The organism is Streptomyces sp. NPDC059037 (assembly GCF_042740015.1).
Taxonomy (GTDB): domain Bacteria; phylum Actinomycetota; class Actinomycetes; order Streptomycetales; family Streptomycetaceae; genus Streptomyces.
Genome location: NZ_JBHYIG010000009.1, coordinates 45,495 through 71,864 on the forward strand (window position 1 = coordinate 45,495; position 26,370 = coordinate 71,864).

At 68.3% G+C, this 26,370-nt stretch carries 21 protein-coding genes and 4 pseudogenes; 12 read left to right on the forward strand and 13 right to left on the reverse strand.

What is annotated here, in order from left to right; genetic code table 11:
* The 3 genes from ACFWY6_RS03750 to ACFWY6_RS03760 form a co-directional block, all read left to right on the forward strand.
* Positions 1-200: universal stress protein (locus ACFWY6_RS03750; RefSeq protein WP_384686035.1), on the forward strand; the 200-nt coding region annotated here is incomplete at its 5' end.
* Positions 201-287: 87 nt separating this feature from the next.
* The gene (locus ACFWY6_RS03755; protein ID WP_384686036.1) at positions 288-2,642 is read left to right on the forward strand and encodes a phosphoketolase; all 2,355 of its coding nucleotides are present in this window, start codon (positions 288-290) and stop codon (positions 2,640-2,642) included.
* Between the two features lie 30 nt (positions 2,643-2,672).
* Positions 2,673-3,527, forward strand: a complete 855-nt coding sequence (locus ACFWY6_RS03760) for a universal stress protein (RefSeq protein WP_384686038.1) — start codon at positions 2,673-2,675, stop codon at positions 3,525-3,527.
* A gap of 228 nt (positions 3,528-3,755) precedes the next feature.
* On the opposite strand, the pseudogene ACFWY6_RS03765 reads toward ACFWY6_RS03760, so the two are convergent.
* Positions 3,756-4,496 (reverse strand): annotated as a pseudogene (locus tag ACFWY6_RS03765) (glycosyl hydrolase family 65 protein); the annotation flags it as partial.
* 137 nt (positions 4,497-4,633) lie between these two features.
* On the opposite strand from ACFWY6_RS03765, the gene ppk2 reads away from it, so the two are divergent.
* Positions 4,634-5,443 carry a polyphosphate kinase 2 gene (ppk2, locus tag ACFWY6_RS03770; protein WP_384686040.1) on the forward strand — a complete coding sequence of 270 codons (810 nt, stop codon included), beginning with the start codon at positions 4,634-4,636 and terminating at the stop codon, positions 5,441-5,443.
* A gap of 51 nt (positions 5,444-5,494) precedes the next feature.
* Here the strand turns inward: ppk2 and ACFWY6_RS03775 are convergent, their stop codons facing one another.
* Positions 5,495-8,182, reverse strand: a complete 2,688-nt coding sequence (locus ACFWY6_RS03775; RefSeq protein ID WP_384686042.1) for a SpoIIE family protein phosphatase — start codon at positions 8,180-8,182, stop codon at positions 5,495-5,497.
* Positions 8,183-8,324: 142 nt separating this feature from the next.
* Between ACFWY6_RS03775 and ACFWY6_RS03780 the strand changes: the two genes are divergently transcribed.
* Positions 8,325-9,443 carry a PP2C family protein-serine/threonine phosphatase gene (locus ACFWY6_RS03780; RefSeq protein ID WP_384686044.1) on the forward strand — a complete coding sequence of 373 codons (1,119 nt, stop codon included), beginning with the start codon at positions 8,325-8,327 and terminating at the stop codon, positions 9,441-9,443.
* A 222-nt stretch (positions 9,444-9,665) separates the two neighbouring features.
* Here the strand turns inward: ACFWY6_RS03780 and ACFWY6_RS03785 are convergent, their stop codons facing one another.
* On the reverse strand, positions 9,666-10,181 hold the full coding sequence (locus ACFWY6_RS03785; RefSeq protein ID WP_384686046.1) for a tyrosine-type recombinase/integrase: 516 nt from the start codon (positions 10,179-10,181) through the stop codon (positions 9,666-9,668).
* Positions 10,182-10,745: 564 nt separating this feature from the next.
* On the opposite strand from ACFWY6_RS03785, the gene ACFWY6_RS03790 reads away from it, so the two are divergent.
* Positions 10,746-12,389, forward strand: a complete 1,644-nt coding sequence (locus tag ACFWY6_RS03790; protein ID WP_384686048.1) for a GMC oxidoreductase — start codon at positions 10,746-10,748, stop codon at positions 12,387-12,389.
* 45 nt (positions 12,390-12,434) lie between these two features.
* Here the strand turns inward: ACFWY6_RS03790 and ACFWY6_RS03795 are convergent.
* Together ACFWY6_RS03795 and ACFWY6_RS03800 are read right to left on the reverse strand one after the other, a co-directional pair.
* A pseudogene (locus ACFWY6_RS03795) lies at positions 12,435-12,912 on the reverse strand (carboxymuconolactone decarboxylase family protein).
* Positions 12,912-13,385: pseudogene (locus ACFWY6_RS03800) on the reverse strand (dihydrodipicolinate reductase); the annotation flags it as partial. The pseudogenes ACFWY6_RS03795 and ACFWY6_RS03800, both read right to left, overlap by 1 nt.
* Positions 13,386-13,481: 96 nt before the next feature.
* Here ACFWY6_RS03800 and ACFWY6_RS03805 point away from each other — a divergent pair.
* Both ACFWY6_RS03805 and ACFWY6_RS03810 read left to right on the forward strand, forming a co-directional pair.
* Positions 13,482-13,616 (forward strand): hypothetical protein, encoded by a 135-nt coding sequence (locus ACFWY6_RS03805; RefSeq protein ID WP_384686050.1) that lies wholly within the window; start codon positions 13,482-13,484, stop codon positions 13,614-13,616.
* A 313-nt stretch (positions 13,617-13,929) separates the two neighbouring features.
* Positions 13,930-15,975 (forward strand): glycoside hydrolase, encoded by a 2,046-nt coding sequence (locus ACFWY6_RS03810; protein ID WP_384686052.1) that lies wholly within the window; start codon positions 13,930-13,932, stop codon positions 15,973-15,975.
* A 23-nt stretch (positions 15,976-15,998) separates the two neighbouring features.
* On the opposite strand, the gene ACFWY6_RS03815 is transcribed toward ACFWY6_RS03810, so the two are convergent.
* Complete coding sequence (locus tag ACFWY6_RS03815; protein WP_384686054.1) at positions 15,999-16,469, reverse strand: LuxR C-terminal-related transcriptional regulator; 471 nt, start codon at positions 16,467-16,469, stop codon at positions 15,999-16,001.
* Positions 16,470-16,473: 4 nt separating this feature from the next.
* On the opposite strand from ACFWY6_RS03815, the gene ACFWY6_RS03820 reads away from it, so the two are divergent.
* From ACFWY6_RS03820 to ACFWY6_RS03830, 3 genes are all read left to right on the forward strand, one after another.
* Positions 16,474-16,650 carry a hypothetical protein gene (locus ACFWY6_RS03820; protein ID WP_384686056.1) on the forward strand — a complete coding sequence of 59 codons (177 nt, stop codon included), beginning with the start codon at positions 16,474-16,476 and terminating at the stop codon, positions 16,648-16,650.
* Between the two features lie 135 nt (positions 16,651-16,785).
* Complete coding sequence (locus ACFWY6_RS03825; protein WP_384686058.1) at positions 16,786-17,151, forward strand: hypothetical protein; 366 nt, start codon at positions 16,786-16,788, stop codon at positions 17,149-17,151.
* 897 nt (positions 17,152-18,048) lie between these two features.
* On the forward strand, positions 18,049-18,603 hold the full coding sequence (locus ACFWY6_RS03830) for a hypothetical protein (protein WP_384686060.1): 555 nt from the start codon (positions 18,049-18,051) through the stop codon (positions 18,601-18,603).
* 269 nt (positions 18,604-18,872) lie between these two features.
* Here the strand turns inward: ACFWY6_RS03830 and ACFWY6_RS03835 are convergent, their stop codons facing one another.
* The 5 genes and pseudogenes from ACFWY6_RS03835 to ACFWY6_RS03855 form a co-directional block, all read right to left on the reverse strand.
* The gene (locus tag ACFWY6_RS03835; protein WP_384686062.1) at positions 18,873-19,337 is read right to left on the reverse strand and encodes a hypothetical protein; all 465 of its coding nucleotides are present in this window, start codon (positions 19,335-19,337) and stop codon (positions 18,873-18,875) included.
* 430 nt (positions 19,338-19,767) lie between these two features.
* Positions 19,768-20,364 carry a hypothetical protein gene (locus ACFWY6_RS03840; RefSeq protein ID WP_384686064.1) on the reverse strand — a complete coding sequence of 199 codons (597 nt, stop codon included), beginning with the start codon at positions 20,362-20,364 and terminating at the stop codon, positions 19,768-19,770.
* A 149-nt stretch (positions 20,365-20,513) separates the two neighbouring features.
* Complete coding sequence (locus ACFWY6_RS03845; protein WP_384686066.1) at positions 20,514-21,194, reverse strand: CAP domain-containing protein; 681 nt, start codon at positions 21,192-21,194, stop codon at positions 20,514-20,516.
* A gap of 856 nt (positions 21,195-22,050) precedes the next feature.
* A pseudogene (locus tag ACFWY6_RS03850) lies at positions 22,051-22,269 on the reverse strand (ATPase, T2SS/T4P/T4SS family); the annotation flags it as partial.
* A gap of 479 nt (positions 22,270-22,748) precedes the next feature.
* Positions 22,749-23,789, reverse strand: a complete 1,041-nt coding sequence (locus ACFWY6_RS03855) for a chitinase (protein WP_384686074.1) — start codon at positions 23,787-23,789, stop codon at positions 22,749-22,751.
* Positions 23,790-24,026: 237 nt separating this feature from the next.
* On the opposite strand from ACFWY6_RS03855, the gene ACFWY6_RS03860 reads away from it, so the two are divergent.
* Complete coding sequence (locus tag ACFWY6_RS03860; protein WP_384686068.1) at positions 24,027-24,776, forward strand: ankyrin repeat domain-containing protein; 750 nt, start codon at positions 24,027-24,029, stop codon at positions 24,774-24,776.
* Here ACFWY6_RS03860 and ACFWY6_RS03865 read toward each other — a convergent pair.
* Both ACFWY6_RS03865 and ACFWY6_RS03870 read right to left on the reverse strand, forming a co-directional pair.
* Complete coding sequence (locus tag ACFWY6_RS03865) at positions 24,763-25,545, reverse strand: oxidoreductase (protein WP_384686070.1); 783 nt, start codon at positions 25,543-25,545, stop codon at positions 24,763-24,765. The two genes, ACFWY6_RS03860 and ACFWY6_RS03865, sit on opposite strands and share 14 nt — an antisense overlap.
* A gap of 151 nt (positions 25,546-25,696) precedes the next feature.
* Positions 25,697-26,275 (reverse strand): TetR/AcrR family transcriptional regulator, encoded by a 579-nt coding sequence (locus tag ACFWY6_RS03870; protein WP_384686072.1) that lies wholly within the window; start codon positions 26,273-26,275, stop codon positions 25,697-25,699.
* Positions 26,276-26,370: the final 95 nt, after the last annotated feature.

A 26,370-nucleotide genomic window follows, 5' to 3' on the forward strand; every position in this document is an offset into this window, starting at 1 on the left:
GCCGCGCCGCCGCGCGCGCGCGGGGCCCGCGGGGCGGGCCCCCGGCGCTCCCCCCCCGCCCCCCCCCCGCCCGCACGGCCGATCTCCTGGTGGTCGGCGCCCGCCGCCGCAAGGGACACGTCGGCATGCAACTCGGCCCCGTCAACCACGCCGTGCTGCACCACGCGGCCTGTCCCGTGGCCGTCGTCCCACACGTCTGACCACGGCGCCGTACGCCCTGACACCCCAGATCCCACCACAGCACCGTTACGCCCTGACACACCCCACACGAGACGCTGGAGGCACCCATGGCACACGTACGACCGGCGACCCTGGACGCCCACTGGCGCGCGGCGAACTACCTTGCCGTGGGCCAGATCTACCTGATGAGCAACCCCCTGCTGACCGAACCGCTGCGGCCCGAGCACATCAAGCCGCGCCTGCTCGGCCACTGGGGCACCTCCCCCGGCCTCAACCTCGTCCACACCCACCTCAACCGCGTCGTCAAGGAGCACGACCTGGACGCGCTGTGCCTGTGGGGGCCGGGGCACGGCGGCCCTGCCGTGCTGGCCAACTCCTGGCTTGAGGGCTCGTACAGCGAGACGTACCCCGACATCGCACGGGACGCGGAGGGCATGGCGAAGCTGTTCCGGCAGTTCTCCTTCCCCGGTGGTGTGCCGAGCCATGTGGCGCCCGAGACGCCCGGCTCCATCCACGAGGGCGGCGAACTCGGCTACTCCCTCGCGCACGCCTACGGAGCCGCCTTCGACAACCCGAACCTCCTGGTCACCTGCGTCATCGGCGACGGCGAGGCCGAGACGGGACCGCTGGCCGCCTCCTGGCACTCCAACAAGTTCCTCGATCCGGTCCACGACGGCGCGGTCCTGCCCATCCTCCACCTCAACGGCTACAAGATCGCCAACCCGACGGTGCTCTCCCGTATCCCCGAGGCCGAACTGGACGCCCTCCTCAAGGGATACGGCCACGAACCGCTGCACGTCACCGGCGACGACCCGCGCAAGGTCCACCAGGCGATGGCCAAGGCGATGGACCAGGCCCTGGAGCGCATCGCCGCCATCCAGCAGGCCGCCCGGAACGGCGGCGCGGCGCACGGCCGCGCGCGCTGGCCGGTGATCGTGCTGCGCACCCCCAAGGGCTGGACGGGCCCCGCGGCCGTGGACGGCGTGCCGGTCGAGGGAACCTGGCGCTCCCACCAGGTGCCGCTCTCCGGCGTGCGCGAAAACCCCGACCACCTGGCCCAGTTGGAGAGGTGGCTGCGCTCCTACCGGCCAGAGGAACTCTTCGACAAGCAGGGCCGCCCCACCCCCGAGGTGCTCGCCTGCATCCCCGATGGCCAACGACGGCTGGGCGCCACCCCGCACGCCAACGGCGGCCTGCTCACCCGCGCGCTGCCCCTCCCGCCCCTTGAGCATTTCGCCGTCCCCGTGGAGAAACCGGGATCCGCCCTGCACGAACCCACGCGGGTACTCGGCGGTCTCATCGCCCACGTCATGGCGGAGACCGCCGAGCGTCGAGACTTCCGGGTCGTGGGTCCTGACGAGACTGCCTCCAACCGGCTCGGCGCGCTCTTCGACGTCACCGGCAAGGCCTGGCAGGCCCAGACCCTGGACACCGACGAGCACCTCGCCCCGGACGGGCGGGTCGCGGAGATCCTCTCCGAACACCTCTGCCAGGGCTGGCTGGAGGGCTACACCCTCACCGGCCGTCACGGTCTCTTCTCCTGCTACGAAGCCTTCGTCCACATCGTCGACTCGATGGTCAACCAGCACATCAAGTGGCTGAAGACCGCGCGTTCACTGCCCTGGCGCGCGCCGGTCCCGTCCCTCAACTACCTGCTGACATCGCACGTCTGGCGCCAGGACCACAACGGCTTCTCGCACCAGGACCCCGGCTTCGTCGACCACGTACTCAACAAGAGCCCCGAGGTCGTCCGCGTCTACCTCCCGCCGGACGCGAACACCCTGCTCTCCGTCGCCGAACACGTCCTGCAGAGCCGCGACTACGTCAATGTCGTCGTCGCAGGCAAGCAGCCCTGCTTCGACTGGCTCTCCCTCGACGACGCCCGCACCCACTGCGCGCGCGGCGCCGGCATCTGGGAGTGGGCCGGATCGGAGACGGGCGGGCGCGAGCCCGATGTGGTGCTCGCCTGCGCGGGCGACGTCCCCACCCAGGAAGTCCTCGCCGCTGCCCAGCTGTTGCGCCGGCACCTGCCCGACCTCGCCGTCCGCATGGTCAACGTCGTGGACATGACGCGACTCCTGCCCCGCGAGGAACACCCGCACGGCATGCCCGACTCCGAGTACGACGCGCTCTTCACCCCCGACAAGCCCGTCATCTTCGCCTACCACGGCTATCCCTGGCTGATCCACCGCCTCGCCTACCGCCGCACCGGACACGGCAACCTGCACGTCCGCGGCTACAAGGAGGCGGGCACGACCACCACCCCCTTCGACATGGTCGTACGCAACGACCTCGACCGCTACCGCCTGGTCATGGACATCATCGACCGCGTCCCCGGCCTCGCCGTACGCGCCGCGGCCGTCCGCCAGGCCATGGCCGACACCCGCACCCGCCACCACGCGTGGATCCGCGAACACGGCACCGACCTCCCCGAGGTCGCCGACTGGACCTGGACCGGCTGACCCTCCGAACGCACCGTGGAGGTGCGCACCATGCCCACGCAACAGACCATCACCACAGGCGTCGACGGCTCGCCCGAGAGCCTGGAGGCCGCGGACTGGGCGGCCCGCGAAGCCCTGCGCCGTGACCTGCCGCTCCACGTCATCCACGCCTACGACGTGCCCTCGGAACGGAGCCATCTGCCGGAGATCGAGGTCCCGTTCCACCGCGAGAGCGGTGCGCTCGACCGCGCCGTCGTCCAGCTCTCCTACGCGCACCCCGCCCTGGGGATCCTGGACGAGCAGGTCACCGGACCACCGGTGCAGGCACTGCTGGCAGCGGCCGCATCCTCGGCCCTGCTGGTGGTCGGTTCACGCGGCTTCGGCGCGCTCGCCGGCGTCTTGGTCGGCTCGGTGGCCCTGGCCGTCGCGGCCCGGGCCGACTGCCCGGTCGTCCTGGTGCGGGCGGGCGGACATCCCGAAGACCACCCTGAAGGCTCGGCAGCAGGCCCGAACCGTCCGGTCGTGCTCGGCCTCGACCTGGACCGGCCCTGCGACGAACTGCTGGAGTTCGCCTTCTCCGCCGCGGCCGCCCGCCACGCGCCGCTCCATGTCGTGCACACCTGGGCGGTTCCTCTCGTCCCCACCGCCGACGCCACCGATCCCACCGTGGCGAAGTCCCGCCTTCTCGCTGCCTCGCTCACGCCTTGGCGCCACAAGTTCCCAGGGACGCAGGTCACCGAGCGGCTCGTGCACGGTCTGGCCGGCCACCACCTCGTCAAGGCCGCTGCGGAGGCCGCCCTGCTCGTCGTCGGCCGCCGCATCTCTGCAGGGGCGCGCCTCGGACGCACCGCTCACGCGGCGATCCATCGCACCCGGTGCCCGGTCGCGATCGTTCCGCACTCCTGATGCCTCCTCGCCGCGCCGAGGGCGACGCTTGAGCGCACAAAGCGCCCACGCGACCGGACCGACTCGGTCGCGCGGGCGGGCGCGGCAGGCACGGCAGGCGCGGCAGGCGCGGATCGCGTTCAGGTGTGCCGCACGGGGATGGTCCCGGTCGCCGAATTCCCTTCCGGCACCGGGACCTTGATGGTCAGAACGCCGCACCTCCGGCGTCGCACCGGCACGTTCGCCCCATCACTCGGGCAGCGACAGACCACACGACTCCCCCGGTGCGACGGAGACGGCCCGGCCCGGCAGTTCGATGTCGATGGGTGAGCGGTCGGAGGCGGGCACGGCGATGTGCAGCCTGCCCGGTCGCATGCGCAGCCGAATGCCCCAGTGCCCCCGGTAGCGCAGTGCGAAGCCGTACTCGGAGAGTTCCGGGAGCGGCACCGGGTCCAGCCAGAGGGCGCCTCCCCGCGCCTCCAGGCCGGTGAGGCCCCGTTGCACGAGGTCGAGCGTGCCCGCCATGGCGCCGAGGTGGATGCCCTCGCCGGTGGTGCCGCCCTGCAGGTCGGCGATGTCGCCCTCCAACGCCTCCTGAACGAACTTCCAGGCTCCCGCGCGCCGCACCCTGGCAAGGACCCAGCCGTGCACGAGGCCGCTGAGCGTGGAACCGTGGCTGGTCCGCCGCAGATAGTGGTCGACGGTGCGCTGCCAGGTGTCCGCGTCCAGTGTGTACCCCAACCGGTCGAAGAGGGAGCGGAGTTCGGCCGGGGCGAAGAGGTAGCCGAGCATCAGCACATCGGCCTGCTTGGAGGCCTGGTAGCGGTTGACCGTGTCGTCCTCGGCCTCCAGGATCCGGTCGAGGCGGCGGATGTCGCCGTAGCGGGCGCGGTATCCGTCCCAGTCCAGCTCCGCCAGATCGCCGTATCCCTCGAACTGGCTGATCACCCCCTCGTGGAACGGCACATGCAGGGTGCGCGACACGTCCTCCCTGCCGGGGGCAGGGGCCGATCGGGACCCATTCGGGGAACGTCCGGCCCACGGCCCGCTCGTGACGGCCCAGCGGGTACGACCGGGTTCTCACCGCCGGATTCCTCCGTAATGTCATGTCGGGGCACGGACGTTCGATGGCCGGAGGCGGGTGCGTGACCGTGAAGAAGCAGCCCTACGAGCGCGAGCTGTATCGCCTGCAGACAGAACTGGTGAAGCTGCAGGAATGGGTGAGGTCCGAGGGAGCACGGCTCGTCGTCGTGTTCGAGGGACGCGACGCGGCGGGCAAGGGAAGCACCATCAAGCGGGTGGCCGAGCACCTCAACCCCCGCGTCACGCGCATCGTGGCACTGCCCGCGCCTACCGAGCGCGAACGCACCCAGTGGTACTTCCAGCGCTACACGGAACACCTCCCCACGGCGGGGGAGATCGTCCTCTTCGACCGGAGTTGGTACAACCGCGCGGGCGTCGAGCACGTCATGGGCTTCTGCTCCAAGGCCGAGCACCAGCGCTTCCTCCACCAGTGCCCGATCTTCGAACGCCTCTTGGTGGAGGACGGCCTGCTGCTGCGCAAGTACTGGTTCTCGGTCAGCGACGCGGTGCAGGAACAGCGCTTCCGCCGCCGCCTTGAGGACCCCACGCGCCGCTGGAAACTGTCTGCCATGGACCTGGAGTCGATCACGCGATGGGAGGCGTACTCGCGGGCGAAGGACGAGATGTTCGTCCACACGGACATCCCGGAAGCCCCTTGGCACGTCGTCGAGAGCGACGACAAGCGCAGCGCACGCCTGAACATGATCGCCCATCTGCTGTCGACCGTCCCGTACCACGATGTGCCACCACCGGAGCTAAGCCTTCCGCCCCGGCCTCCGAACACGGGATACCAACGGCCGCCACGGGACCTCCAGTCGTACGTGCCCGATCACAGTGCAGGGCTGGACCGGTGACCAGGGATGCGGGGCAACGGCCACGCCGCGGGCACGAGATGGCATTCACCGTCAAGGTGACATGGCCTCCGGCAGTGTCTGTTCGGCCCAGATCACCTTGCCCTGGGGGGTGTACCGGGTCCCCCAGCGCTCGGCTATCTGCGACACCAGAAACAGGCCCCGGCCTCCCTCGTCCGTCGTCGCGGCGTACCGCAGATGCGGTGAGGTGCTGCTGCCGTCGGCCACCTCGCAGATCAGCGTACGGTCGTGGATCAGCCGTACGCGGATCGGCTCGGAGCCGTAGCGGATGGCGTTGGTGATGAGCTCACTCAGGACGAGTTCCATGCTGAAGCCGAGCTCGGACAGGCCCCACTCGTCGAGCTTCTGGGACACGGCGTCGCGCATCCCCGCGACGGCGGCCGGGTCGAGCGGTACGTCCCAGTCGGCGATCCGGTCGGGCGGCAGTCCCCGGGTGCGGGCGATGAGCAGGGCGACGTCGTCCTGGGGACGCCCGGGCAGCAGCTCGTCAAGCACGGCCTGACAGCTCTCCTCGGGCGGCCGGTCGGGGTGCCCCGCCAGCGCATCACGCAGCAGTTCCATTCCCACGTCCAGGTCGCGCCTGCGGTCCTCGATGAGGCCGTCGGTGTAGAGGACGAGCTGGGCGCCCTCCGCGAGCTCAAGCTCGGCGGTCTGGAACGGCATGCCGCCGAGGCCGAGAGGGGGCCCGGTCGGCAGGTCCGCAAAGGTGACGGTGCCGTCGGGGTGGACGAGTGCGGGCGCCAGGTGCCCCGCACGCGCCATGACGCAGCGGCGCGTCACGGGGTCGTAGATCGCGTACAGGCAGGTGGCCCCCACGACGCCCGCGGCACTGTCCGTATCCACCTCGTCCTGGTCGATCCGGCCGACCAGGTCGTCCAGGTGGCTCAGCAGCTCGTCGGGCGGCAGATCGAGGGTGGAGAAATTGTGCACCGCGGTCCGCAGCCGCCCCATCGTGGCGGCCGCGTGGAGCCCGTGGCCGACCACATCGCCGACGACCAGCGCCACCCGGCTCCCCGGCAGGGGAATCACATCGAACCAGTCTCCGCTCACGCCCGACTGGGCGGGGAGGTAGCGGTAGCCGATGTCGAGGGCACTCTGCTCGGGCAGGGCCCGCGGCAGCAGGCTGCGCTGGAGGGTGACCGCCACGGCGTGTTCGCGGGTGTAGCGGCGGGCGTTGTCGATGCCGACCGCGGCACGGGCCACCAGTTCCTCCGCCAGCGACAGTTCCTCCTCGTCGAAGGGCTCGCGCTGCTCGGAGCGCCAGAAGTTGGCCATGCCCAGCACGACGCCGCGGGCCTGGATAGGGGCGGCGATGAGGGAACGGATGCCGTAGTCGATGATCTCCCTGGTGCGCTCCGGGTCCTGTGCGTGCCAGCCCGTGGCGGTCGACAGGTCGGCGACCAGCACGGAGTGGCCGCTGCCGTAGCCGCGCGCCTGGGGCGTGGAGGGCAGAAAGTCGATCAGCCGGCCCTTCTCATAGAGCGGATGGTCGTCCCGGATGCCGCACACGGCCGTGCGTCGCATGGCCGGTGTGGCGAGGGCTGGCTCCTCGCCCTGCAGCACGGCGTCGGCCAGGTCCACGGTGACGAAGTCGGCGAAGCGAGGGACGGCGACCTGTGCCAGCTCCTCGGCGGTGCCACGCACGTCCAGGGTGGTGCCGATGCCGAGTCCGGCGTCGTACAGCAGCTTGAGCCGTTCCCGTGCGGTCTCGGCCTTGCCGGTCACGGCCTGCAGCTCGGTGGAGTCGCGCAGCGTCACCACCGTTCCCTCGGGGCCTCCGCCGCGATCCGTCGGCCGCTGGTTGACCGCGAGGAGCCGCTCTCCGGCGAAGTGCACCTCGTCGGTGACCTCGCGTCCGGAGACGAGCAGCGCCACCATCTCGGGGTCGAGGCTCGACAGTTCCGACACGAGCCGCCCCTCGACGTCAGGGGGCAGCTCCAGCAGCCGTTTGGCCTCGTCGTTCGCCAGCAGCAGCCGTCCGTCGCCGGCGACGATGAGCACCCCTTCGCGCACGGAATGCAGTACCGCGTCGTGATGCTCGTACATGCGGGTCATCTCGTCCGGGGCCAGGCTGTGGGTCTGCCGTCGCAGCCGCCTGCCCACCAGCGCCGTCCCGCCGGTGGCCACCACGAGCGCCCCGGCCCCGGCGCCCAGGATGATCGGCAGTTGCCGGTCCACCTGATTGGTCACGTTCTTGACCTTCAGCCCGGCGGAGACGAGGGCCACCACCTTGCTGTCGGCGTTCTCGACGGGGACGGTGGCCTGCACCTCTGGGCCGAGCGGGCCGTGGACGCTTTCCGTGTAGACCTTCCCTGCCAGCGACGGTCCGATGGTGCCCACGAACCGCTTGCCGATCAGGTCCGGCAGGGGGTGGGTGTAGCGGATGCCCTTGGTGTCCATGACCACGATGAAGTCGACGCCGGCGGCCTTGCGCCCCACCTCGGTGAGCGGCTGGAGAATCTTGGTCGGGTCGGGGCTCCGCAGTGCCGCCAGGACACCGGGAGAGTGCGCGAAGGTCTGCGCCACGGCTACGGAACGGCGCTTGGCCTCGTCTTTGGTGTCCCGCTCGGACTGCAGGACGAGGGCGATGACGGCGCAGGCCACGAGCAGCACTACCACGGCCACCTGGAGCACGAACACCTGCCCGGCTACGCTTCGCGGACTCTTGCTGACAAGTGGCCTGAGCAATAGGCGACGAAAACGGGCGAAAAGACTCGCCATGGAACCTTTCTAGCACTGGCGATCCGAAGGGGCCAGGGACCGCCCGAGGACCGGCCCTCACCCTGCTGGACCGCGGGGCTAGACCTTGGGCGACTGCTCAAGCCGGGGATAAATGCCCGCTTCGACCGATATGATGCATTTCGTGATCACGTTCGGACGGCTGCGACGCCGTCGTCCGCCCCACGGCGACAGATGGGCCGCTGCCCATCTGTCGCCGATGATCCTTACCGTCCTCATCGCCGGCCTGGCATTCTCCACACCGAGGCAGATTGCCTTCAGCCGCCTGCTGCCCGCCGCCCCCGCCCTCGCCGCCGCGATGTGGCCCGTGCTTCCCACGATCCTGTTGGGGGCGTTCTGCCTGCTGGTCATGATCAGCCTCAGCTTCTTCTACGCCGATCTGGGGACGCAGTACACGGCGGCCGCAATCGTCGCAGTCACCTTGGCTGCCGCATACGCAAGCCATGTCCGACTTCAGCGGGAGGAGATACTCCTCCAGGTCCGGCTCGTCGCCGACGCAGCCCAGAAGGTGCTGCTGCGCCCCCTGCCGCGCCGCATCGAGGACGTCGAGATCGAGTCGCTGTATCTGGCGGCCCAGGAGCAGGCCCGGATCGGCGGCGACTTCTATGAGGCGGCCGACACACGCTACGGGGTCCGGCTGCTCATCGGCGACGTTCGGGGCAAGGGCCTGTCCGCGGTGGGAGCGGCCTCAGCGGTGATCAGTTGCTTCAGGGAGGCCGCGTACGACGAGCCCGACCTGAGGGGCATCGTCCATCGCCTGGAGACCAGCATCGCCCGCCATAGCGCTGCGTTTCCCACCCAGGATCTGCCAGAGCACTTTGCCACCGCTCTCATCGCCGAGATCCCGCAGGGCGGCGGCCACGTCAGACTTCTCAACTGCGGGCACCCCGCACCACTGCTTGCGCATCGCGGGGAGATCCGCGTCCTGGAGCCCACCACCCCTTCGGCGCCTCTCAACCTCGCAGCGCTCATCGGTGACTACTACTGCGTCGACACCGTGGCCTTCGACCAAGGCGACCAGCTGCTGCTCTACACCGACGGCGTATCGGAGACCCGGGACCGCACCGGCGAGTTCTTCCCGCTGCCGGACTGGATGCGGCGGCAGGGCCCGCAGCAGCCCCGCGAGCTGCTCGACCGGCTTCACGGGGACCTGCTCCACTACAGCGGCGGAAGGCTCGACGACGACATCGCGGCCCTCGCAGTGAGGTGCCCGAACCCCCTGGGCCAGGAGCACCCGGCGTAGGCGGCTCACCAGCAGTCCCGGCAGATCCATGCGACTGCAACTCGGCAGCTGAGCGGCTGACGGCAGGCAGCCTTCGTCGCCACCCGCCAGGGCGCCGCCCGCGGTCTGCGGCTCGGCGCCGAGCACGTCCTCGCCGTGAGAAGAGCGATTTCCGCATTGAGCTGCATCTCTTTAACGAAGGCCTTCAAGAGCCGCCACTGACAACAGGTCAGAAAAGCCCCTTCACGTGTCCCCGGACATCTGCGGCACGGCTGTCACGAGGTGTCCGTAAATATCGACGGTCGTCTTGATCGACTTGTGGCCCAACCAGCGTGAGACATCGTGGATGGGAATGCCGTTCGCCAGCGCTGTCGAGGCGAGGAAGTGACGCAGACTGTGCGGCGTGTACTTGGGCGTCCCGTCTACCTTCACGAGACCGGCGCGCTTGAGCGCCATGCTGAAGTGGTGGCCGTATGTCTTGGCCGTCGGCACAGTCTCGTTCTCTCGATCGTGCGGAGTGAAGTACACCATCATGCCGCCACGTTTCGCTGCGCCCCAGGTCGCGAGGTGCGCAGTTATCTCCGCATCAAGGAACGGCACCATCGGGATGTCCCGGCACTCGCCCTCGCACCGGTGCTTGAGCGGAGCGAAGCGGGACTTGCAGTGTGCGCGGTTCCCTTTCGCGTTCACCTGCCGTTGGACGCGAATGAAACCCTTGCGTCGGCACTCTGCGTCGAAGGCGAGAGTTTCACTCGTCACACGGGTAGTTCTTACTCCGCTTGTCGGTCTTGCACCGCTGATAGACCTTGGCCATTCGAATTCCTTCGTGCTCGAACCCAGGGCACGGGACCTCACCCGTAGTGCTTGTCCAGGTAGGCCACGACGTCGCGCTCACGGAACCGCAGAGCCGTCCGACCTTCTGCGACTTGAGGCCCCAGAAGCGGCACTTGTTCCTGACGGTGGTCGGACTGACCCTGAGCCACGCTGCGACCTCTTCCGGGGGCAACAGCCGATTGCTTCCGCCTCGCGTCATGAGCGCACCGTTCCGGGACGGGGCATCGCGATCTCCTGCCGTGCCCGGTTCAGGGCGCGGGGACATGGGGCGGTCCGGCATGGGTGCCGGATCGGCCGACGACGATGGACGCTCCATCTCGACCGCGACGTCGATCGCCAAGGCGGGCAAGGAGGGGCGGGACGCAGCTGCTGGGCGACCGCACCCAGTAGGTACAAGATCGGACAGAAGTTACTTCTAGGTATGCAGTGACTTAATGCGCGAGCAGCAGTAGAACTCGTTCCCATTCCTACGAGAGTAAGGAACGCCACATGAGTGTCACTGTCACGCATATCACCGGCCCCGGAGGCGTCACACGCCGAAGATTCATAGCTGGAACAGGTTCTATTCTCGGAGCCGCGACCCTCGCGGGTCACGCCACCGCGGCGCAGGCGCAAACCGGCCGCGCGGCGGCTCCCATCGGCGACGGAGCCCATGCCCCCGCCCTGGTGATCGGCACCGGGTACGGCGGTTCCGTCGCCGCACTGCGTCTGGCCCGGGCGGGCGTCGACGTCCACATGATCGAGATGGGCATGGCCTGGGACACCCCCGGCGCCGACGGCAAGATCTTCGCCAACACGACTACACCGGACGGCCGTTCCTACTGGCTGCGCACCAAGACCAAACAGCCCCTCAGCAACTTCCTCGGCTTCCCGATCGACAAGGACATCCCCCGCTACACCGGGATCCTGGACGCCGAGGAGCTGGGCGGGATCATCGTCTACCAGGGGCGCGGCGTCGGCGGCGGCTCACTGGTCAACGGCGGCATGGCCGTCACGCCCAGGCGCGAGAACTTCTCCGCCATCCTGCCGTCGGTCAACACCGAGGAGATGTACGCCACTTACTACCCGCGCGCCAACGCCGGGCTCGGGGTCCACACCATCGACCCGGCCTGGTTCGACACCGTCGACTGCTATCAGTACTCCCGGGTCGGCCGTAAGCACGCCCAGCGTTCCGGCTTCCCCTTCGTCTTCGTGCCGAGCGTCTACGACTGGGACTACATGAAACAGGAGGTGGCCGGAACCGTCCCCAAGTCGGCGATCGCCGGCGAGATCCTCTACGGCAACAACTATGGCAAGAAGTCGCTCCAGAAGACGTACATCGCCCAGGCCACCGCGACCGGCAGGGTCACCATCTCGCCGCTGCACAAGGTCACTTCGGTCGCCCCCGCGGCCACGGGCGGCTACACCGTCGTCATCGACCAGATCGACACCGGCGGCACCACCACGGCCACCAAGACCGTCACCGCCGACAAGGTGTTCTTCGCGGCCGGCAGCGTCGGCACCAGCAAACTCCTCGTCAAGCTGAAGGCCACCGGCGCACTGCCCCACCTCAACGACCAGATCGGCAAGGGCTGGGGCGACAACGGCAACGTCATGTGCGGCCGCGCGAACCACATGTGGGACGCGACCGGCAAGCTCCAGGCGTCCATGCCCACCGGCGGCATCGACAACTGGGCGGCGGGCGGCGCGTTCGCCGAGGTCGCTCCGCTGCCCACCGGGATCGAGACCTACGCCTCGTTCTACCTGTCGATCACCAGGAACCCGAACCGGGCCGCCTTCTCCTGGAACGCGGCGGCGGGCAGGGCTGAACTGAACTGGCAGACCGCCTGGAAGCAACCGTCCATCGACGCCGCCAAGACCATCTTCGACAAGATCAACGCGAAGGAGGGGACGATCTACCGGACCGACCTCTTCGGCACGTACAAGATCTGGGGCGATCACCTCACGTACCACCCGCTCGGCGGCGCCGTCCTGGACAAGGCCACCGACAACTACGGCCGTCTGCACGGTCATCCGGGCCTGTACGTCATCGACGGCTCGCTGATCCCCGGCAACACGAGCGTCAATCCGTTCGTCACCATCACGGCGCTCGCCGAACGCAACATCGAGAAGATCATCGCCACTGATGTGTAGCAACACCCCTCAATGCCCCGGTCGATGCGCGGGTCGATGCCCGGTTCAATGCCCGGGGAGTACGCACACCGCGTCGAGGCCGAGCACGTGGTTGAGTCGGCCGAACGCCAGCCAGGAACCGAGGCACATGCTCAGTTCCACGATCTCGCGCCGGCTGTAGTGCACGGTCATCCGCGTCCAGAACGCGTCGTCGAGGCCGTGGTGGTCCAGGGCGTACCGCTCGGCGTACTCGGCGCAAGGCGTGTGCGGTCGTCGAAGGCGTCGGTGGTGCGCCACTGGGTCACCGCGTCGGCGAACTCCGCCTCGACCTTCCGCCCGTCCCGCTCCGTACGCCAGTCGAGGCAGAAGAGGCAGCCGTTGATCTGCGCGACGCGCAGCCGCGCGGCCTCGAACTCCCGTAGTCCCAGGGTCGTGTGCTCGTACACTGCGAGCGAGAAATTCGCGGCGGCCATCCCGATGCCGGGGCCATCTCGCCCCACACGTAACCGATCGGCTCCTGCCCCTCAGGGATGTCGATGTTCATCAGGCTATTCGCTTGCTCCTTCCGAGCTTGCCGGCCGCGGGGCGCAGCGGGATGTCGAGCGCGTCGTAGAGCCCGGGTTCCGCGTCCACGAGCCAGTCGACGGCGTTCACCAGACGGCCGACCGCGGTGGCGTTGCCGCCCGCTGACCGGTTCTCGCCCTCGTCGGTGGCCTCGACCGTGACCTCGATGCGCGGGCGGCCCTCGACGATGCCCTGCGCCTCGAAGCGGACCGCGCCCTGGGCGCTGGCCATGAACTCGCCCATCGTCCTGGTCCGCACCGTGGCGTCGAGCGCGCGGCACTCCAACGACTCGCGGATGTCGTCGAGTTCGGCGCCGAGCGCCCTGGCCATCAGCCGCAGCTGCCCGCCCCACACCATCGTCGGGACGGTCTGGGCGAGCATCAGCAGCTCGTAGTCCATCGGACGGCCCATGCCGATCAGGTGGCGTACGGAGTCCTCCTGGTCGTGCGGAGATCGCGCTGGGCACGGTGGGTGCACTCCTCGGAGCGGTGTCCGGGGCATTCGGCATCCAACAGGCGGCAGCTTGGGTGGCAGTCGCGGCCACGGCCGGTGCCGCGCGCCCTCGACCGCACGGCCGCGGAGAACGAGGCCAGCGCGCGCAGCGATGACGCCTTCGTGGGGCACTGCGAACAGATCATTTCCGTCCTCAATGACACCTGGATGGTCAAGTGGACGATGGAATAGCCCTTGCCCCCCAGTCAAGTGCGCGATTCTAGGTTGGAGTTCTAAAGCCCCGTCGGCGCCCGTACGACGCCGTTTGTGCAACAGCCAGAGCGACACCGCAGGCTGCACGGGAGGGGGAGCGGTCTGCGCCTGCAATGCAACTAGCCGAGTTGGTCCTTGAGTTGCGGGGCATGCCGGGCGTACTCGCCGGAGAGCCGGCCCTGAGCGGACGGTCCCCACAACCGTCCCGCCGGCCGCCGCTGCAGTTGGTCAGCCCAGCACCCGGAAGGCGGCTCTTAAGAACTTCTTACGCTCACCCCCGATGCTCTCGCCCGTGAATCACGTGAAGAGCAACAGCAGTCAGACACAGCAGGCCCGGCACGGTGACGTCGCGGGCGCGCGGCGTCGGCGCCGTATCCGTACGTACGGCATCGCTGCGGCCGTCGTGCTGACCGCCACGACGGCGTCGGCCGGCTACCTGGCCATGGCCGAGCCGCCGTCAGGCGGCGGTACGCCGGGCGAGCCGCCCCAAGTGCACGGCAGCACGGTCGACTTCACGGTGCGTGGCGGCACCGCGCGCGTGGACACCGGGACGCTGCGCGTCACGGGGCACACCGACGACGGGGCCTCACTCCCGGTGTCCGGCGCGGCGGTGCAGCGGCTCGGCAAGCCCGGCCCGGTATCCGTGGACGGCGATACGGCCCACTGGTCGTACGCCGACAAGAAGCTCACCGTCACGGCGGAGAGCGATCACGGTCGACTGCGCATGACGGTGCACTCCGCTGCCGACCAGAATCTGTCCTGGCCGAGTACCGCGCCCAGCGCTCACGGGGCCCTTCAGATCCCACGCGGCGAGGGCCTGCGCATCCCGGTGAACGACACCTTCTGGAACTCCGGCGAGGCCGGGCTCAAGGACATGGAGGCCGAACTCTCGGGCGGCCTCACCCTTCCGGCCTGGGGCTACACCCAGGGCAAGCACGGCGTCAGCTATATCGTGCCGGAGGAGGTCGGCACTTCGCTTGGCTTCGCCTCGAAGGGCGGCCGGCTCGGCTCCACGGCGCGGCACGAGTTCTCGCGGCGCGAGCAGACCCGCGACTACACGGTGCACTTCTCCCTCACCGGCTCCTCCCCGGTCTCCTCCGCCACCAACTACCGTGCTTACCTCGGCGAAGGCGGCAAGTTGCGCTCCTTGAAGCAGAAGATCCGGGAGAATCCCGAGGTCGAGCGGCTGCTCGGGGCTGTGCACGCCTATGCCTGGGGCGATGCCCGTACCGCGACGGGCGTGAACGAGCTGCGCAAGCTCGGCGTCTCCCGTCTCTGGCTCGGTTACGACGCCGACGACCGGCCTATGGACAAGCAAGCCGTGCGGGCCGCGAAACGACACGGCTACCTGGTCGGCCCGTACGACTCCTACGCCAACGGCCAGCCCTCCGAGAGCGCCGACAACCCCTCCTCGAAGTGGCCCGGCTCGGTCTACCCGGACTTCTGCGTACGGAACTGGAAGGGGGAGATCAAGGAAGGCTTCGGCGGCCGGGGCTGCTACGTCAGCACCCAGGCGTTCAAGCAGGCCGAGCCCGGCAGGCACTACCTGGCCGACCGGGCGAAGAAGATGACGGCCAACGGCGCCGACAGCTACTTCCTGGACGTCGACGCGGCAGGTGAGCTGTTCACCGACAGCAGCGACGGCCACCGCATGAACAAGAAGCAGGACCGCGCCAACCGCCTGGAGCGCATGCGGAAGCTCGCATCCGACGACAAGTTCGTCCTCGGCTCCGAGTCCGCCGGAGCCTGGGCCGCCCCCGTGCTCGCCTTCAACCACGGTGGGCAGACGCCGGTCGCGGACGGCCTCTGGAAACTGGAGAGGGACAAGGAAAAGTGGGGCGGCTACGCGCCGCAGGGCGCCCCGGCGATCTTCTTCAAACACGTCAACCTGCCGCCCGAGCTGGCGAAAGCGATGTACGACCCGCGCTACCGCGTCCCCCTGTACGAAACCGCGCTGCACGGCTCCGTCATCAACACCGACCGCTGGGAAATGCCGTACAACAAGCTCCCGGACCAGAAGACCGACCGGGCATTGATGTCCGCCCTCTACAACACCCCGCTCAACTTCACGCTCGGGGACAAGAATCTGAAGTCCACGGGGAAGGAGATGGCGGCGCTCCAGCGCTATTTCGCGCCGCTGCACAAGGCTGCCGGCACCGAGCCGATGACCGGCTACCAGCGGCTCACCGGTGACGGGACGGTGCAGCGCTCGGAATTCGGCGACGGGAAGCTGACCGTGACCTCCAACTTCGGGAAGAGGAAGTACGGTTCACTGCCCGGCGGTTGTGTGGATGCCAAGCTCGAAAACGAGGCGAAGTCCCATCGCCTCTGCCCCTGACCGTTCGTCCGCCCGGTGCGAGGTCAGGGGCCGAGGACGTCCCGCAATTGGGCGCGTCCCGTGATGCCGAGCTTCGGGAAGATCTTGTGCAGGTGGAAGCCGATGGTGCGCGGGGACAGATAGAGCCGGGCGCCGATGTCCCGGTTCGTCAGTCCTTCCGCGGCCAGTTGGGCGATCTGCAGCTCCTGCGGCGTCAGGCCGGCCGCGGTCTGCGGGGCGGCCAAGGCCGCCACGCTCACGCCGGCCGCGCGGAGTTCGGCGGTGGTGCGCTCGATCCACGGGCGGGCGTCCAGTCGTTCGAAGACCTCCAGGGCGGCGGCGAGCAGCGGGCGTGCTTCCGCGGCCCGTCGGCGGCGGCGTAGCCACTCGGCGAAGTCCAGCTGCGTAAGGGCGCGTTCGAAGGGCCAGCGCGCGCCCGCGGGGTCGGCGAGCGCCGCGAGGAAGTGCGCCTCGGCGTCGTCGGAATGGCTCAGCAGGGCCGTTGCGCGGTGCACGATCGTGTCGCTCGCGGAGGCACAGGATGTGATCGCCGTGCTCGCGGATGTGGTGCGCGGCGCGACGCCAGACGCCGATCTTGCCTCCGTGCTGCTGTCGAACCTGGCGGCATGGGTTGCGTCTCGCGGCACTTCGGAGCCTGACCGAGTGGCGTGGACCGTGGCGCGTCTCAGCTCGTGATGTGAGCTCTGCCCGACATTCCTGGCGGCCACCGCATCGCTCCACGGCGCCTTCCCAGGACCAGGGGATCATCGCACGGGGTTCTCGCCCAGGCTCCCACGCGCCGATGGAGAGCCGACCAGGGTCAGGGGTGTGGTGAGCGCTGACGTACCAGCAGGTGATGTACGCAAGATCCTTGAGGCGACTGAGCAGTGGAGTCGAACGTGGGGAGAGGACACGCCACATGACGTGAAAGTAGTTGCGACGAACTACTCGGCAGCCATGCAGAAGATCCATGGGCCGAAAGTCACTGCAGACGACATCCCAATCTATGTCGTCGTAGCCAGGGGAGATTTCTCTTACCTGACGACTGGCGGCGGGACGGTGCGCAATGGCGTCTGGGCAGTCCTGTACCTGGAACCAGTCACATTCATCCTGCGAGGATTCACTGTCCGCGCCGCGGATGACATTCCGGAAGTTGATCTCAGTAGCCTGGGAAAGGTCCTGCCGTTGCCCCCGTGAGACGACCCTATGAGTGGGGTACGCCAGCGATTCGCACCCCACAACAAAGGTCAGCAGGCCTTTACCTTACCAATGGCGACAAGCATCGGATAGTGGTCCCGCTCCAGAATGTTCTTGAGAGCCCGAGGGCCGATACACACGTCACGACCGGTCTTGTTTGCGTTTTCACGTAGTACGCATTCACCTCGTACTTGTCACCGATCCATTTGAAGGTGGCAAGGACCGGGACTTGGATCTTCGCGTGGAACTCTGCAGCCGCTTTCTCGACTTCCTCCATGTTCCCTCCCTCACGAAGGGAGATCGTCGGCTTGTCCTGGTCCTTTGGGGTGGCCTCTGCCGACAGAGGCCACATCGATGCTGTGACGCACAACACTGCGAGCAGGCCACGGTGGAACGATCTCTTAGGGGTGGAGATCTCTTTTCCTTTCATGGGCAACCTGAAGCACAAAGAACGAGGACTCTTTCATCGATCGGGTTGGCGGAACTTAGCAACAGACCCCACGCGAGGGCGACATACGCCTTTCGACCACATCCAGGAACACCCAGTCCGCTTGCAGGCCGGAGCTGACTGTTAACGTTCCTGACGGGCAGGGAATCTTAGTCAAGGTTCCAATACTCTGGCGCATTCCGGTTGACCAGATATTCCAACCGCTGATGTCGCGAACTCGCCTTTATGAGTAGGTGATGAGTCACAATCGGCCCTGCGTGCGTCCGCAGCGCGGTCCCCGCCATACTGCGCACGGCTGTCCAGGAACGGGACGAGCAGTAGAGCGGCACCGGCACCGGCACCTCTCAGACAGCCACCGCTTGAAACCGCCCTCCCTCCCTGGCACACGTGGTCGGGAGCTGGCTGATCATCCCGCTGACACGACCTCTTGAACCGCAGGGACGAGACGGATGAACGAGGCGCGGGAAGTGGTCGACGCACTGCCTCGAGGGGCTCACGTCATCCCCACTGCTCCCCCGGTTTCCGACGTCCCGGAACTGAGCGGCTGGGCCGCCCAAGAACGCGTGCTGACGGTCGCCCAGCGGGAGAAGGCTGCACACATCGCGTTCGAAGACCTCAGCCCGGACGGCATGACGGTCCGCAACTACGGGCTGACGCCGGTCACCCGGGTGCTCGTGAAGGCGGAGGCGTTCCTGGAGGAAGAGATCGGGCCGGACGAGGGCTGGGCGACGATCGATCGCGTCCGGGCCCGCGGGGAACCGCACCATGTGGATCTGCTGCCCGCCGGCGACAGCGCGCGCTTCTCCTTCGTGTGGGAAGAGAAGGAGATCGACCCCGATCATCGGCGGGGGAAGCCTGATGTTGCGTTCGAGTACACCGATGCGGCAGGCACCCGGTGGCAGCGCGCCGGGTTCAATCTGCCGGTCTACGCCGGGGAATCCACCTCCCCGGCGCGACGGCGGAACGGCGGCGCGAGTGGCGGCGCAAGAAGCGCCAACGGGTGAGTCGGGAGCGGAGGAACTATGGAAAAGCCTGCGGCTCGGCCTCAAGGGCGAAGGCTTCACTCAGAAGCAGCGCAAGAGAAGCGGCGCACTAAGCGCGATGAAGGCGGGCCGGGATGACGCTGCCGCGGCGGGTACCGCTCTAAGCGCCGCGTTCACCGCGTTCTCCTCCCAGCCCTCGCCGACCCGGAAGTAGGGGTGCCGGTAAGAGCCGTGTCACCGATCCTGCTGGCTAATGCGGGGTCAGTACCTGTGCGAGAACTGCCGGCTGTCTACCTGATCTGGGCTGAAGCGTGTACGACAAAGGAGTTGAGGGACGCCCGTGCCTCGACCGACTTCGTCCGCAGTTCTTCGCGGTCTGTTGCGCGGTGAAGGGCACTGATCATCCCGATGGTTTGCTCTGCCCGTGCATGCAGGTCGTCATCGGGCACGAGCAGGCGGAGCTGGTGAACGGCCTGGAAGGCCTGGCCGCGGATTCGGAAGGCTTCCGTTCTGGCTGCCACGTGCGCCGAACCGTTCTGTTCCTCGTACTGGCGGTGCCACCAGTCGTGTTGGCTCCGTATGAATTCGTTGGTCGCAGCGGTGAAGGCGAGGACGGCGCTGCGGCGTTCACTCCGGTCTGCCACACGCTTCTGGAACTGGTACCCGAGAAGAGAACCGATGAGCGTTCCGGCCACTGCGATGAAGGTCGTAAGTACCTGGCCCACTCCGCTAGTTGACCATGCCTGCTCCAGCATCAACAGGGAGCGTAGTAGCGAGATATCGCACAGCCCCTCATGCGGTGAGGGAGAGGCCGAGCCGGGCGAGGTGGCTGGTGCGGGTTCGGTCGAGGGGATGGCCGTTCCACCATGCGTCGAGTCGGATGAGGTTGAGCGCGACCCTGAACTCGCGCCCACCAACGCCGCGTTCCCAGCGTCGACCAGACCGACGCAGGAGCCGCACTGATCCTGCTGGGCAGCGCAGGCGGGCTGACCGGCACAGGATCGCTCGCGCTCAGCCAAGACACACCCGATGTCGCCGGGGACACAGAGAAGGGGGACCGCTTCGGATCCGCCGTCACCCTCACCGACCTGCGAGGGACCACTCGCGCCGACCTCGCCATCGGAGCCGACGGCGAGAACACCGGTGACGGCACGATTCTCCAAATCGACACCGACGCGAGCGGCCTCATCCCCGCAGGCGGTGTCTACCTCGGGTCGGGAGCCCTCGGGCTTCCGGCTGCTTCACACGTGGGCCAAGCGTTGGCTCCGTAGGGCCCTGTCCGGTCAACCAGGTGACTGCCGCATGTCCACGTCGCCGCTGTGGACATGCGGGAAGGTCGGCCATGAAGTGGGCGATGTCGACGTAGTAGGCGTAGTAGCCCTCTCGGGTCAGCTCACGGAGCTGGCCGATTCTGGAGGCGACGCCCGCCTGGTCGTCGCGGATGGCGTAGTGGAAGGCGCGCGCCAGTGCCAGCTTGGCCTGGACGAAGAGCAGTCCCGACGTGCTGATCTCCGCCGCCAGTACCTGTGCCCGGTCCTCGACTCCCGTGTCGGTGCCGGCGTCGCGCAGGAGCGCTGCGATCCGTACGTCCAGGGTCGCGGCGCGCAGATCGACCTGGGCCAGGAGGTGTTCACCGAGGTCGATCTCGTCATCGGTGGTGGGGTCAGTGGTGAAGGCGAGGGTGAAGGCACGCATGGCCTGTGACATGGCCGCCTCCCCGCTCTTGCCGTGCTCTTCGGCCCCCGCGCGCGCCGCCCCGAACGCCTGTGCAGCCAGCGGCATGTCGCCCTGAATCCCCCGCAGAGGAACGATGTCCGAGCGGGCGCACCTTCATCGGTCCGGCGCGTTGGTGTGTGACCGTCCGGGCGCGTCGCGAGGGGGAACGGGGTGCACTGCTCAAGCCCGGGCAGCGCACCCCGTGTGATCTGGCGTCAGCGCTTGGTGCCGAAGTTCTGCACCCACCATGGGCCGTTGGCCTTCAGGCTGACACCGGCGCCGAAGTCCTTGTACGCGCAGTTGAGGATGTTGGCGCGGTGCCCGGGGCTGCGCATCCAGTCACGCATGGCGGTCTTGGGGCCCTTCGGCCCCTTGTGTATGTTCTCGGCCCACGCGCCCGTGGGGTAGCCCGCCTTCCGCATCCGGGCGTCAGCATGCTCACCCTCGGGGCTGACGTGCTCGTAGTAGTTGCGCGCCGCCATGTCCCGGGCGTGCACCCGCGCGGCGGCCTGTACCCGGCGGTCCATGCGCAGGGGCCCGCAACCCGCCTTCGCCCGCTCGGCGTTGACGAGGACCAGGAGCTTCTTCTCGTACTGCGCGGACTTGCTCGGAGCGGGGCGCTTCGGCGGTGTCTTGGCGCGCGCGGCGGTGGCGCTCGGCTTCTCACCACCGGAGGGGTTCGCCAGCGCGAACGTGCCGACCGAGGCGAGAGCGGCGGCGGCCACAACCCCGCCCGCCAGTACGCGAACCTTCAGCCCACGCGTGCCCCGCCCGTGGCGACCGTGCCGCTCACTGTCGGTGGCGCGAGATGGGCCGCCGTCATTGCCCGACGGCTGTGCGGGCCCGGTCACCGGGGGGAGGATCCGCGTCTGCTCATCGTCGTCGTCCAGGTGCATGTTCGCTCCACTCTGTGCTGATCGTCGGCCGTTCCGACATATAGGAGATCGAGCGGCCACCCGGGGACAACACTTTTCCGTGGACATCTTCACGACAGCTCTTTCGCCGACATCATCACCACCGCCTAGTGCACTCCCTCCCTCCACGCCCCCAGGGCTGCCCCTCCCCCGCTCTCGCCCCATCCACGGCGTCTCTCGCCGGAAGCTTCTCCAACAGCCCCGCTCCCTCTGCCGCACCGCTCGGTCACGACCGGCTGCCGAGCTGGCGCCGGCATCCCTGTCAGGCGCTGATGAGCCGGTCGTAGACCTCCAGACCGTGAGCTGGACGAGGGCCGCTACGACTGGTCGATCCGCACCATGAACCTCCGCCATCTTGAAGTGGCCGGTAAAGAGGCTGGTGTGACGTCTTGGCGGTGTGCTCGTGCTGGTCGTGGGCAGTTGTCTGCGGTCTAGACCGTGTGTCAGCGGTTGACTTCGAGGTAAGTCAGCACGCGCAGGGCGCGGAGGCTAGCGTCACTCTGGCCGAGGAGTCTCAACCGTGCCCGGTCGGGTGACGGGCAGCCGATGATGCGTGTTTCCCCTGCCCGGAGCCTGGAAGAAGAGGAGGTCAGGCAAGCTTTCGGCCATACGATCACGTCACACCCTGCGGTGATGGGCAGCTGCGACCTCACCTCACGCGCGCCGCATCGGGTGCAAGCGGCCTCAAGTGCTGGTGACTCATCCCGGGCCGCCCACATCGAGGTGGGCAGCCCGGGATGAGTCAAGCGGTCGGCGGAGAAGCGGACCGGTAGGCGTCAAGGACCAGGCCGAGCTGGTTGAGCTGCTGAGTGGTGCCGGCCGCGAGCATGGCAGTGCGGGACTGGGCGGCGTACGCGGCAAGTTTCGTGAACACCCCGCGCGAGGCGGAGGCATGAATCGTCGACAGCGACCCGTCGTTGGCCTGGCTCATCGCGTCGCACATCGAAATGACCTCACTGCCCCGGATCTCCCCGACAATCACCCGGTGCAGGGACATCCGCAGCCCCCACCGCACCAGCTCCGCCTGATCGATGCCGCCCTGTCCTTCGACGGTTGGAACGCCCGAGTCTCGACCGACCTTGCCCTCAGTGCTTCGCGGTCTGTTGCGCGGCGAAGGGAACCAATCATCGCACTCCGCCCCCGCACGCCTGTGCACCTCAACTCCCGGCAGTGCGCGGGGTGTTCATCCGTAACGGTGGCTGTCAACATCTTCTGTCTGGGTTCATCTGCATCAGTGGGGGTGTTGCATGGCACCGGCGCAGAACAACGACCAGCGACTACTTGACCGCATCCTGGAAGACCAGCACCGCAAGCCACCGTGTCATCTGAACGGCTCTTGGTGCGCAGCCTGAACTGGATATGCAGATCCGCACCATCGTGGGCGGCACGGGCGAGCTCGTCGTAACGGGCGGCGGAAGGCTGGAGACCCACACTCGCATCCAGTACCGATCCAGCACCGGTGCAGAAACGGGGCCACGTCCCGAAAGACGTGACCCCGATTGACCTGCATGTTTGCTGTACTCGGCAAACTACGCGCTACAGCAGCGCCTTCACGTTGTCCCCGAACGTCCACCCCTTGGACCCGTCCCAGTTGATGGACCACGTCATCAGACCCTTCAGCGCCCCGCCGTAGTGGTTCCACGCCTGGGTCACCAGGTTCGGGGCCATATAGCCGCCGCCCGCGCCCGGTTGGGCGGGCAGGCCAGGGACCTGTTTGTCGTAGGGGACCTTGATCGTGGTGCCCTGGATAACCAGACCCTTGTTCAGGCAGTCCGTCTGGGCGGTGAAGCCTTCGACGGTTCCGGCGGAGTAGGAGTCGCCGGAGCAGCCGTACATGCTGCCGTTGTAGTACTGCATGTTCAGCCACCAGAGGCGGCCGTTGTCGGCGTACTTCTTCACGATGGGGAGGTAGGCGCCCCAGATGGAGCCGTACGTCACGCTGCCTCCGGTGACGTACGCCGTCTCGGGCGCCATCGTCAGGCCGAAGTTGGCGGGCATCTGCGCGAGTACGCCGTCGATGATGCGGATGAGGTTGGCCTGCGAGGCGGACAGGCTGGTGATGTTTCCGCTGCCGACCAGGCCGGTCTCGATGTCGATGTCGATGCCGTCGAAGTTGTACTTCTTCAGGATGGGCACCACGGTCTCGACGAACCGGTCGGCGACCGTGCTCGAACTGAGGTCGATACCGGCCGTCGCGCCGCCGATCGACATCAGGATCGTGGCGCCTTCCGCCTTGGCCTGACACATCTCGGCGGGCGTGGCGACCTTCACCGTCGAGTCCATGCCGTCCTCCCACAGGACGGTGCCGTCCGAACGGATCACCGGGAACGCGGCGTTGATGACGTTGTAGCCGTGGTCGCGGATGCGGGTGTCGGTGATCGGGGTCCAGCCGAACGGCGGGTGCACGCCATTGGCGGCGCCGTCCCAGTTCTCCCAGTAGCCCTGGAGCACCTTCCCGGCGGGCTTCGACTTGACCGCGCAGGTCTCGTCCTGGACGGTACGGCTGTCCTGGACGGTACGGCTGTCCTGCGACGGGCCCGGCGCGGCGCCGACGAGCGTCGACACGGCGACGACCATCGCAAGGCCGACCGCGAACAGCCGGGACGGCGCGCGGAGCGTGGTCAGGGAAACCTGGCGGCGGCGAGAGGTTCTGGGTGACACGCTGACCTCCTGGACTGTGGTGCCTGGAGACGTACGCGGTGCGGTGCGCCACACCGTAAAGTGGTCCAGACCTGCCGTCAATAGGTCTGGACCAGACCGCCCGACAGTACCCGAGAGCGCCCGAGAGCGCCCGCGCAGGAGGCCGACCCCCTCGTGAAGAACCTCAACTCCCTTGACCCGCTTGCCATCTCGGTGACCGAGGCGATCCGGAAGGGCGACGTCCAGGCGCTTCGCCGGCTCCTCGCCGATCACCCCGGGCTGGCCTCCGGCACCATCACCACGGAAGGTCCCGCCGCGGGCGGGCGGAGCCTGCTGCACATCGCGACCGACTGGCCGGGGCACTACCCGCAGGCCCCGGAGGTCATCGCCGCCCTCGCCGCCGCGGGCGCCGACCCCAGCGCCCGGTTCGTCGGCTCCCACGCCGAGACGCCGCTCCACTGGGCCGCGAGCAACGACGACGTCATCGCCCTGGACGCGCTGATCGCCGCGGGCGCCGACATCGAGGCGACCGGCGCCGTCATCGGCGGCGGCACCCCGCTCGCCGACGCCCGCGGCTTCGGCCAGTGGCGCGCGGCCCGCCGCCTGCTGGAGCACGGCGCCCGCGCGGACCTCCAGGACGCGGCGACGCTGGGCCTGCTCGCCCAGGTCGAGGCCTTCGTCACCGCACCCGAACCGCCCACCGGACCGGCGATCACCAGCGCCTTCTGGGGCGCCTGCCACGGCGGCCAACTCCCCACCGCGCAACGCCTGTTCCAGGAGGGAGCAGAGCTCGACTGGATCGGCTACGACGACATGACACCCCTGGACATCGCCCGCGCCCAGGACGCCGACGACGTCGTACGGTGGCTGCTCACCCAAGGCGCCGGCACCCGGGCCGAGTTGGGGAACGTCAGATCGTCTTGACGGTGCCGCCGTCGATGACGTGGTCGGCGCCCGTGATGTTCCCGGCCACGTCGGAGAGCAAGAACGTGATCAGGGACGCCACTTCCCGCGCTTCGGTGATCCGCCCGGTCGTGATGCCGAACGCGTCGGGGATCTGCGCGAGGAACGCGCCGTGCTCGGCCCCGGCACCGGCGGCCACCTTGCCACCGAAGCCCTCGGGGTCCTCCCAGATGGCGGTGCGCACCACGCCGGGCGAGACCGTGTTGACGCGTACGCCCTTCGGTCCGAACTCCTCGGCCAGTGACTTGCCGAGGGCGGTGAGCGCCGCCTTGGCCGCGCTGTAGGCGACGGGACCGGCCGCGGGGAGCCGGGAGTTGATGGACGAGACGTTGACGATCGCGCCGCGCCGCTCGATCAGGCTGGGCAGCGCGGTACGGGTGACGCGGACCGCACTGAGCAGGTTGAGGTCGAAGATGCCCTGCCACTGCGCGTCACCGGTGTCGAGGAAGCCGACCGGCTCCACCGCGTCACCTGCGCCGACGTTGTTCACCAGCAGGTCGATGCCGCCGAGTTCGGCGAAAGCGGCGTCCATGAGGGTGGCCACCCCCTCGGCGGTGCTGAGGTCGGCGGAGACCGCGAAGGCACCGGTCTCCTTGAGCTCGGGGGTGATGGTACGGGCGGCGCCCACGACGCGTACGCCTTCGTCGATCAGCGACTTGACGGTGGCCAGGCCGATGCCGCGGCTCGCGCCGGTGACGACGGCGGTCTTGGAGTTCAGGTCGAGCTGCATGGTTTCCCCGGTCCTTGGGTGGAGTTCAGTGGAGTTCAGTGGAGTTCGGACAGTTCTTGAACTGTAAGTACAAAATGTGGGCAGAGAGATGCCGGATGGGCGGCTGCCCAATCCGACGTGAAGGACGCTCAGTTGCTGAATCCTGAGTACGTCAGAGGGCGTCGACCGTCGCGTCGATCACCCGGGAAAGGCGGTCCGGCCCCTCGGCGACGCGGGCCATGAGCCGCAGGCCGACGACCGTCGTCAGGAGCAGACTCCCGGCGCCCCGGGCATCGCGAGCGGGGTCGATCTCCCCCGCCCGCTGCCCCTTCTCGATCAGCGCCTGGAACGCCTCTTCCGTGCGGTCGAACATCCGCCGCACCAGTTCGGTCGCCACCTCGTCCGCCCCGGCCAGCTCGGCCGCGGTGTTCACCGCCATGCAGCCACGGCGGTCCGGGTCGGCGAGGTCCATGTCGACGAGGAGCCAGAGCGCCGCGCGCAACCGCTCCTTGACGGGCCCCGACTCCTCGAGCATCTCGATGAGAGCCAGGGCCTGACTGTCGCGGTAGCGGCGCAGCGCCCGCTCGAACAGGGCGTGCTTGCTGCCGAAGGTGTTGTAGAGACTGCCCTTGCCGATACCGAGCGCGTCGACGAGGTCCTGCGGCGTGGTGGCGGCGTACCCCTTGCGCCAGAACACGTCCATGGCCTGCTCGACGGCGGCGTCCGGATCGAACTGCTTCGGCCTTCCCATGATCATGACTGTAGAGCCGTTTTTTTCCCCATCTGAAAAAAAGCGCACGCGCACCACAACCCGCGATCCCGCCACGGCTGGGCCCCCCCCCCCCC

Excerpts from the sequence above, each read along its gene's own strand:
- ACFWY6_RS03755 (WP_384686036.1), top strand. The coding sequence starts at position 288 with ATGGCACACGTACGACCGGCGACCCTGGACGCCCACTGGCGCGCGGCG.
- ACFWY6_RS03760 (WP_384686038.1), top strand. The coding sequence starts at position 2,673 with ATGCCCACGCAACAGACCATCACCACAGGCGTCGACGGCTCGCCCGAG.
- ppk2 (WP_384686040.1), top strand. The coding sequence starts at position 4,634 with ATGGCCGGAGGCGGGTGCGTGACCGTGAAGAAGCAGCCCTACGAGCGC.
- ACFWY6_RS03775 (WP_384686042.1), bottom strand. The coding sequence starts at position 8,182 with ATGGCGAGTCTTTTCGCCCGTTTTCGTCGCCTATTGCTCAGGCCACTT.
- ACFWY6_RS03790 (WP_384686048.1), top strand. The coding sequence starts at position 10,746 with ATGAGTGTCACTGTCACGCATATCACCGGCCCCGGAGGCGTCACACGC.
- ACFWY6_RS03830 (WP_384686060.1), top strand. The coding sequence starts at position 18,049 with ATGAACGAGGCGCGGGAAGTGGTCGACGCACTGCCTCGAGGGGCTCAC.
- ACFWY6_RS03835 (WP_384686062.1), bottom strand. The coding sequence starts at position 19,337 with ATGCTGGAGCAGGCATGGTCAACTAGCGGAGTGGGCCAGGTACTTACG.
- ACFWY6_RS03840 (WP_384686064.1), bottom strand. The coding sequence starts at position 20,364 with ATGCCGCTGGCTGCACAGGCGTTCGGGGCGGCGCGCGCGGGGGCCGAA.
- ACFWY6_RS03845 (WP_384686066.1), bottom strand. The coding sequence starts at position 21,194 with ATGCACCTGGACGACGACGATGAGCAGACGCGGATCCTCCCCCCGGTG.
- ACFWY6_RS03855 (WP_384686074.1), bottom strand. The coding sequence starts at position 23,789 with ATGGTCGTCGCCGTGTCGACGCTCGTCGGCGCCGCGCCGGGCCCGTCG.
- ACFWY6_RS03865 (WP_384686070.1), bottom strand. The coding sequence starts at position 25,545 with ATGCAGCTCGACCTGAACTCCAAGACCGCCGTCGTCACCGGCGCGAGC.
- ACFWY6_RS03870 (WP_384686072.1), bottom strand. The coding sequence starts at position 26,275 with ATGGGAAGGCCGAAGCAGTTCGATCCGGACGCCGCCGTCGAGCAGGCC.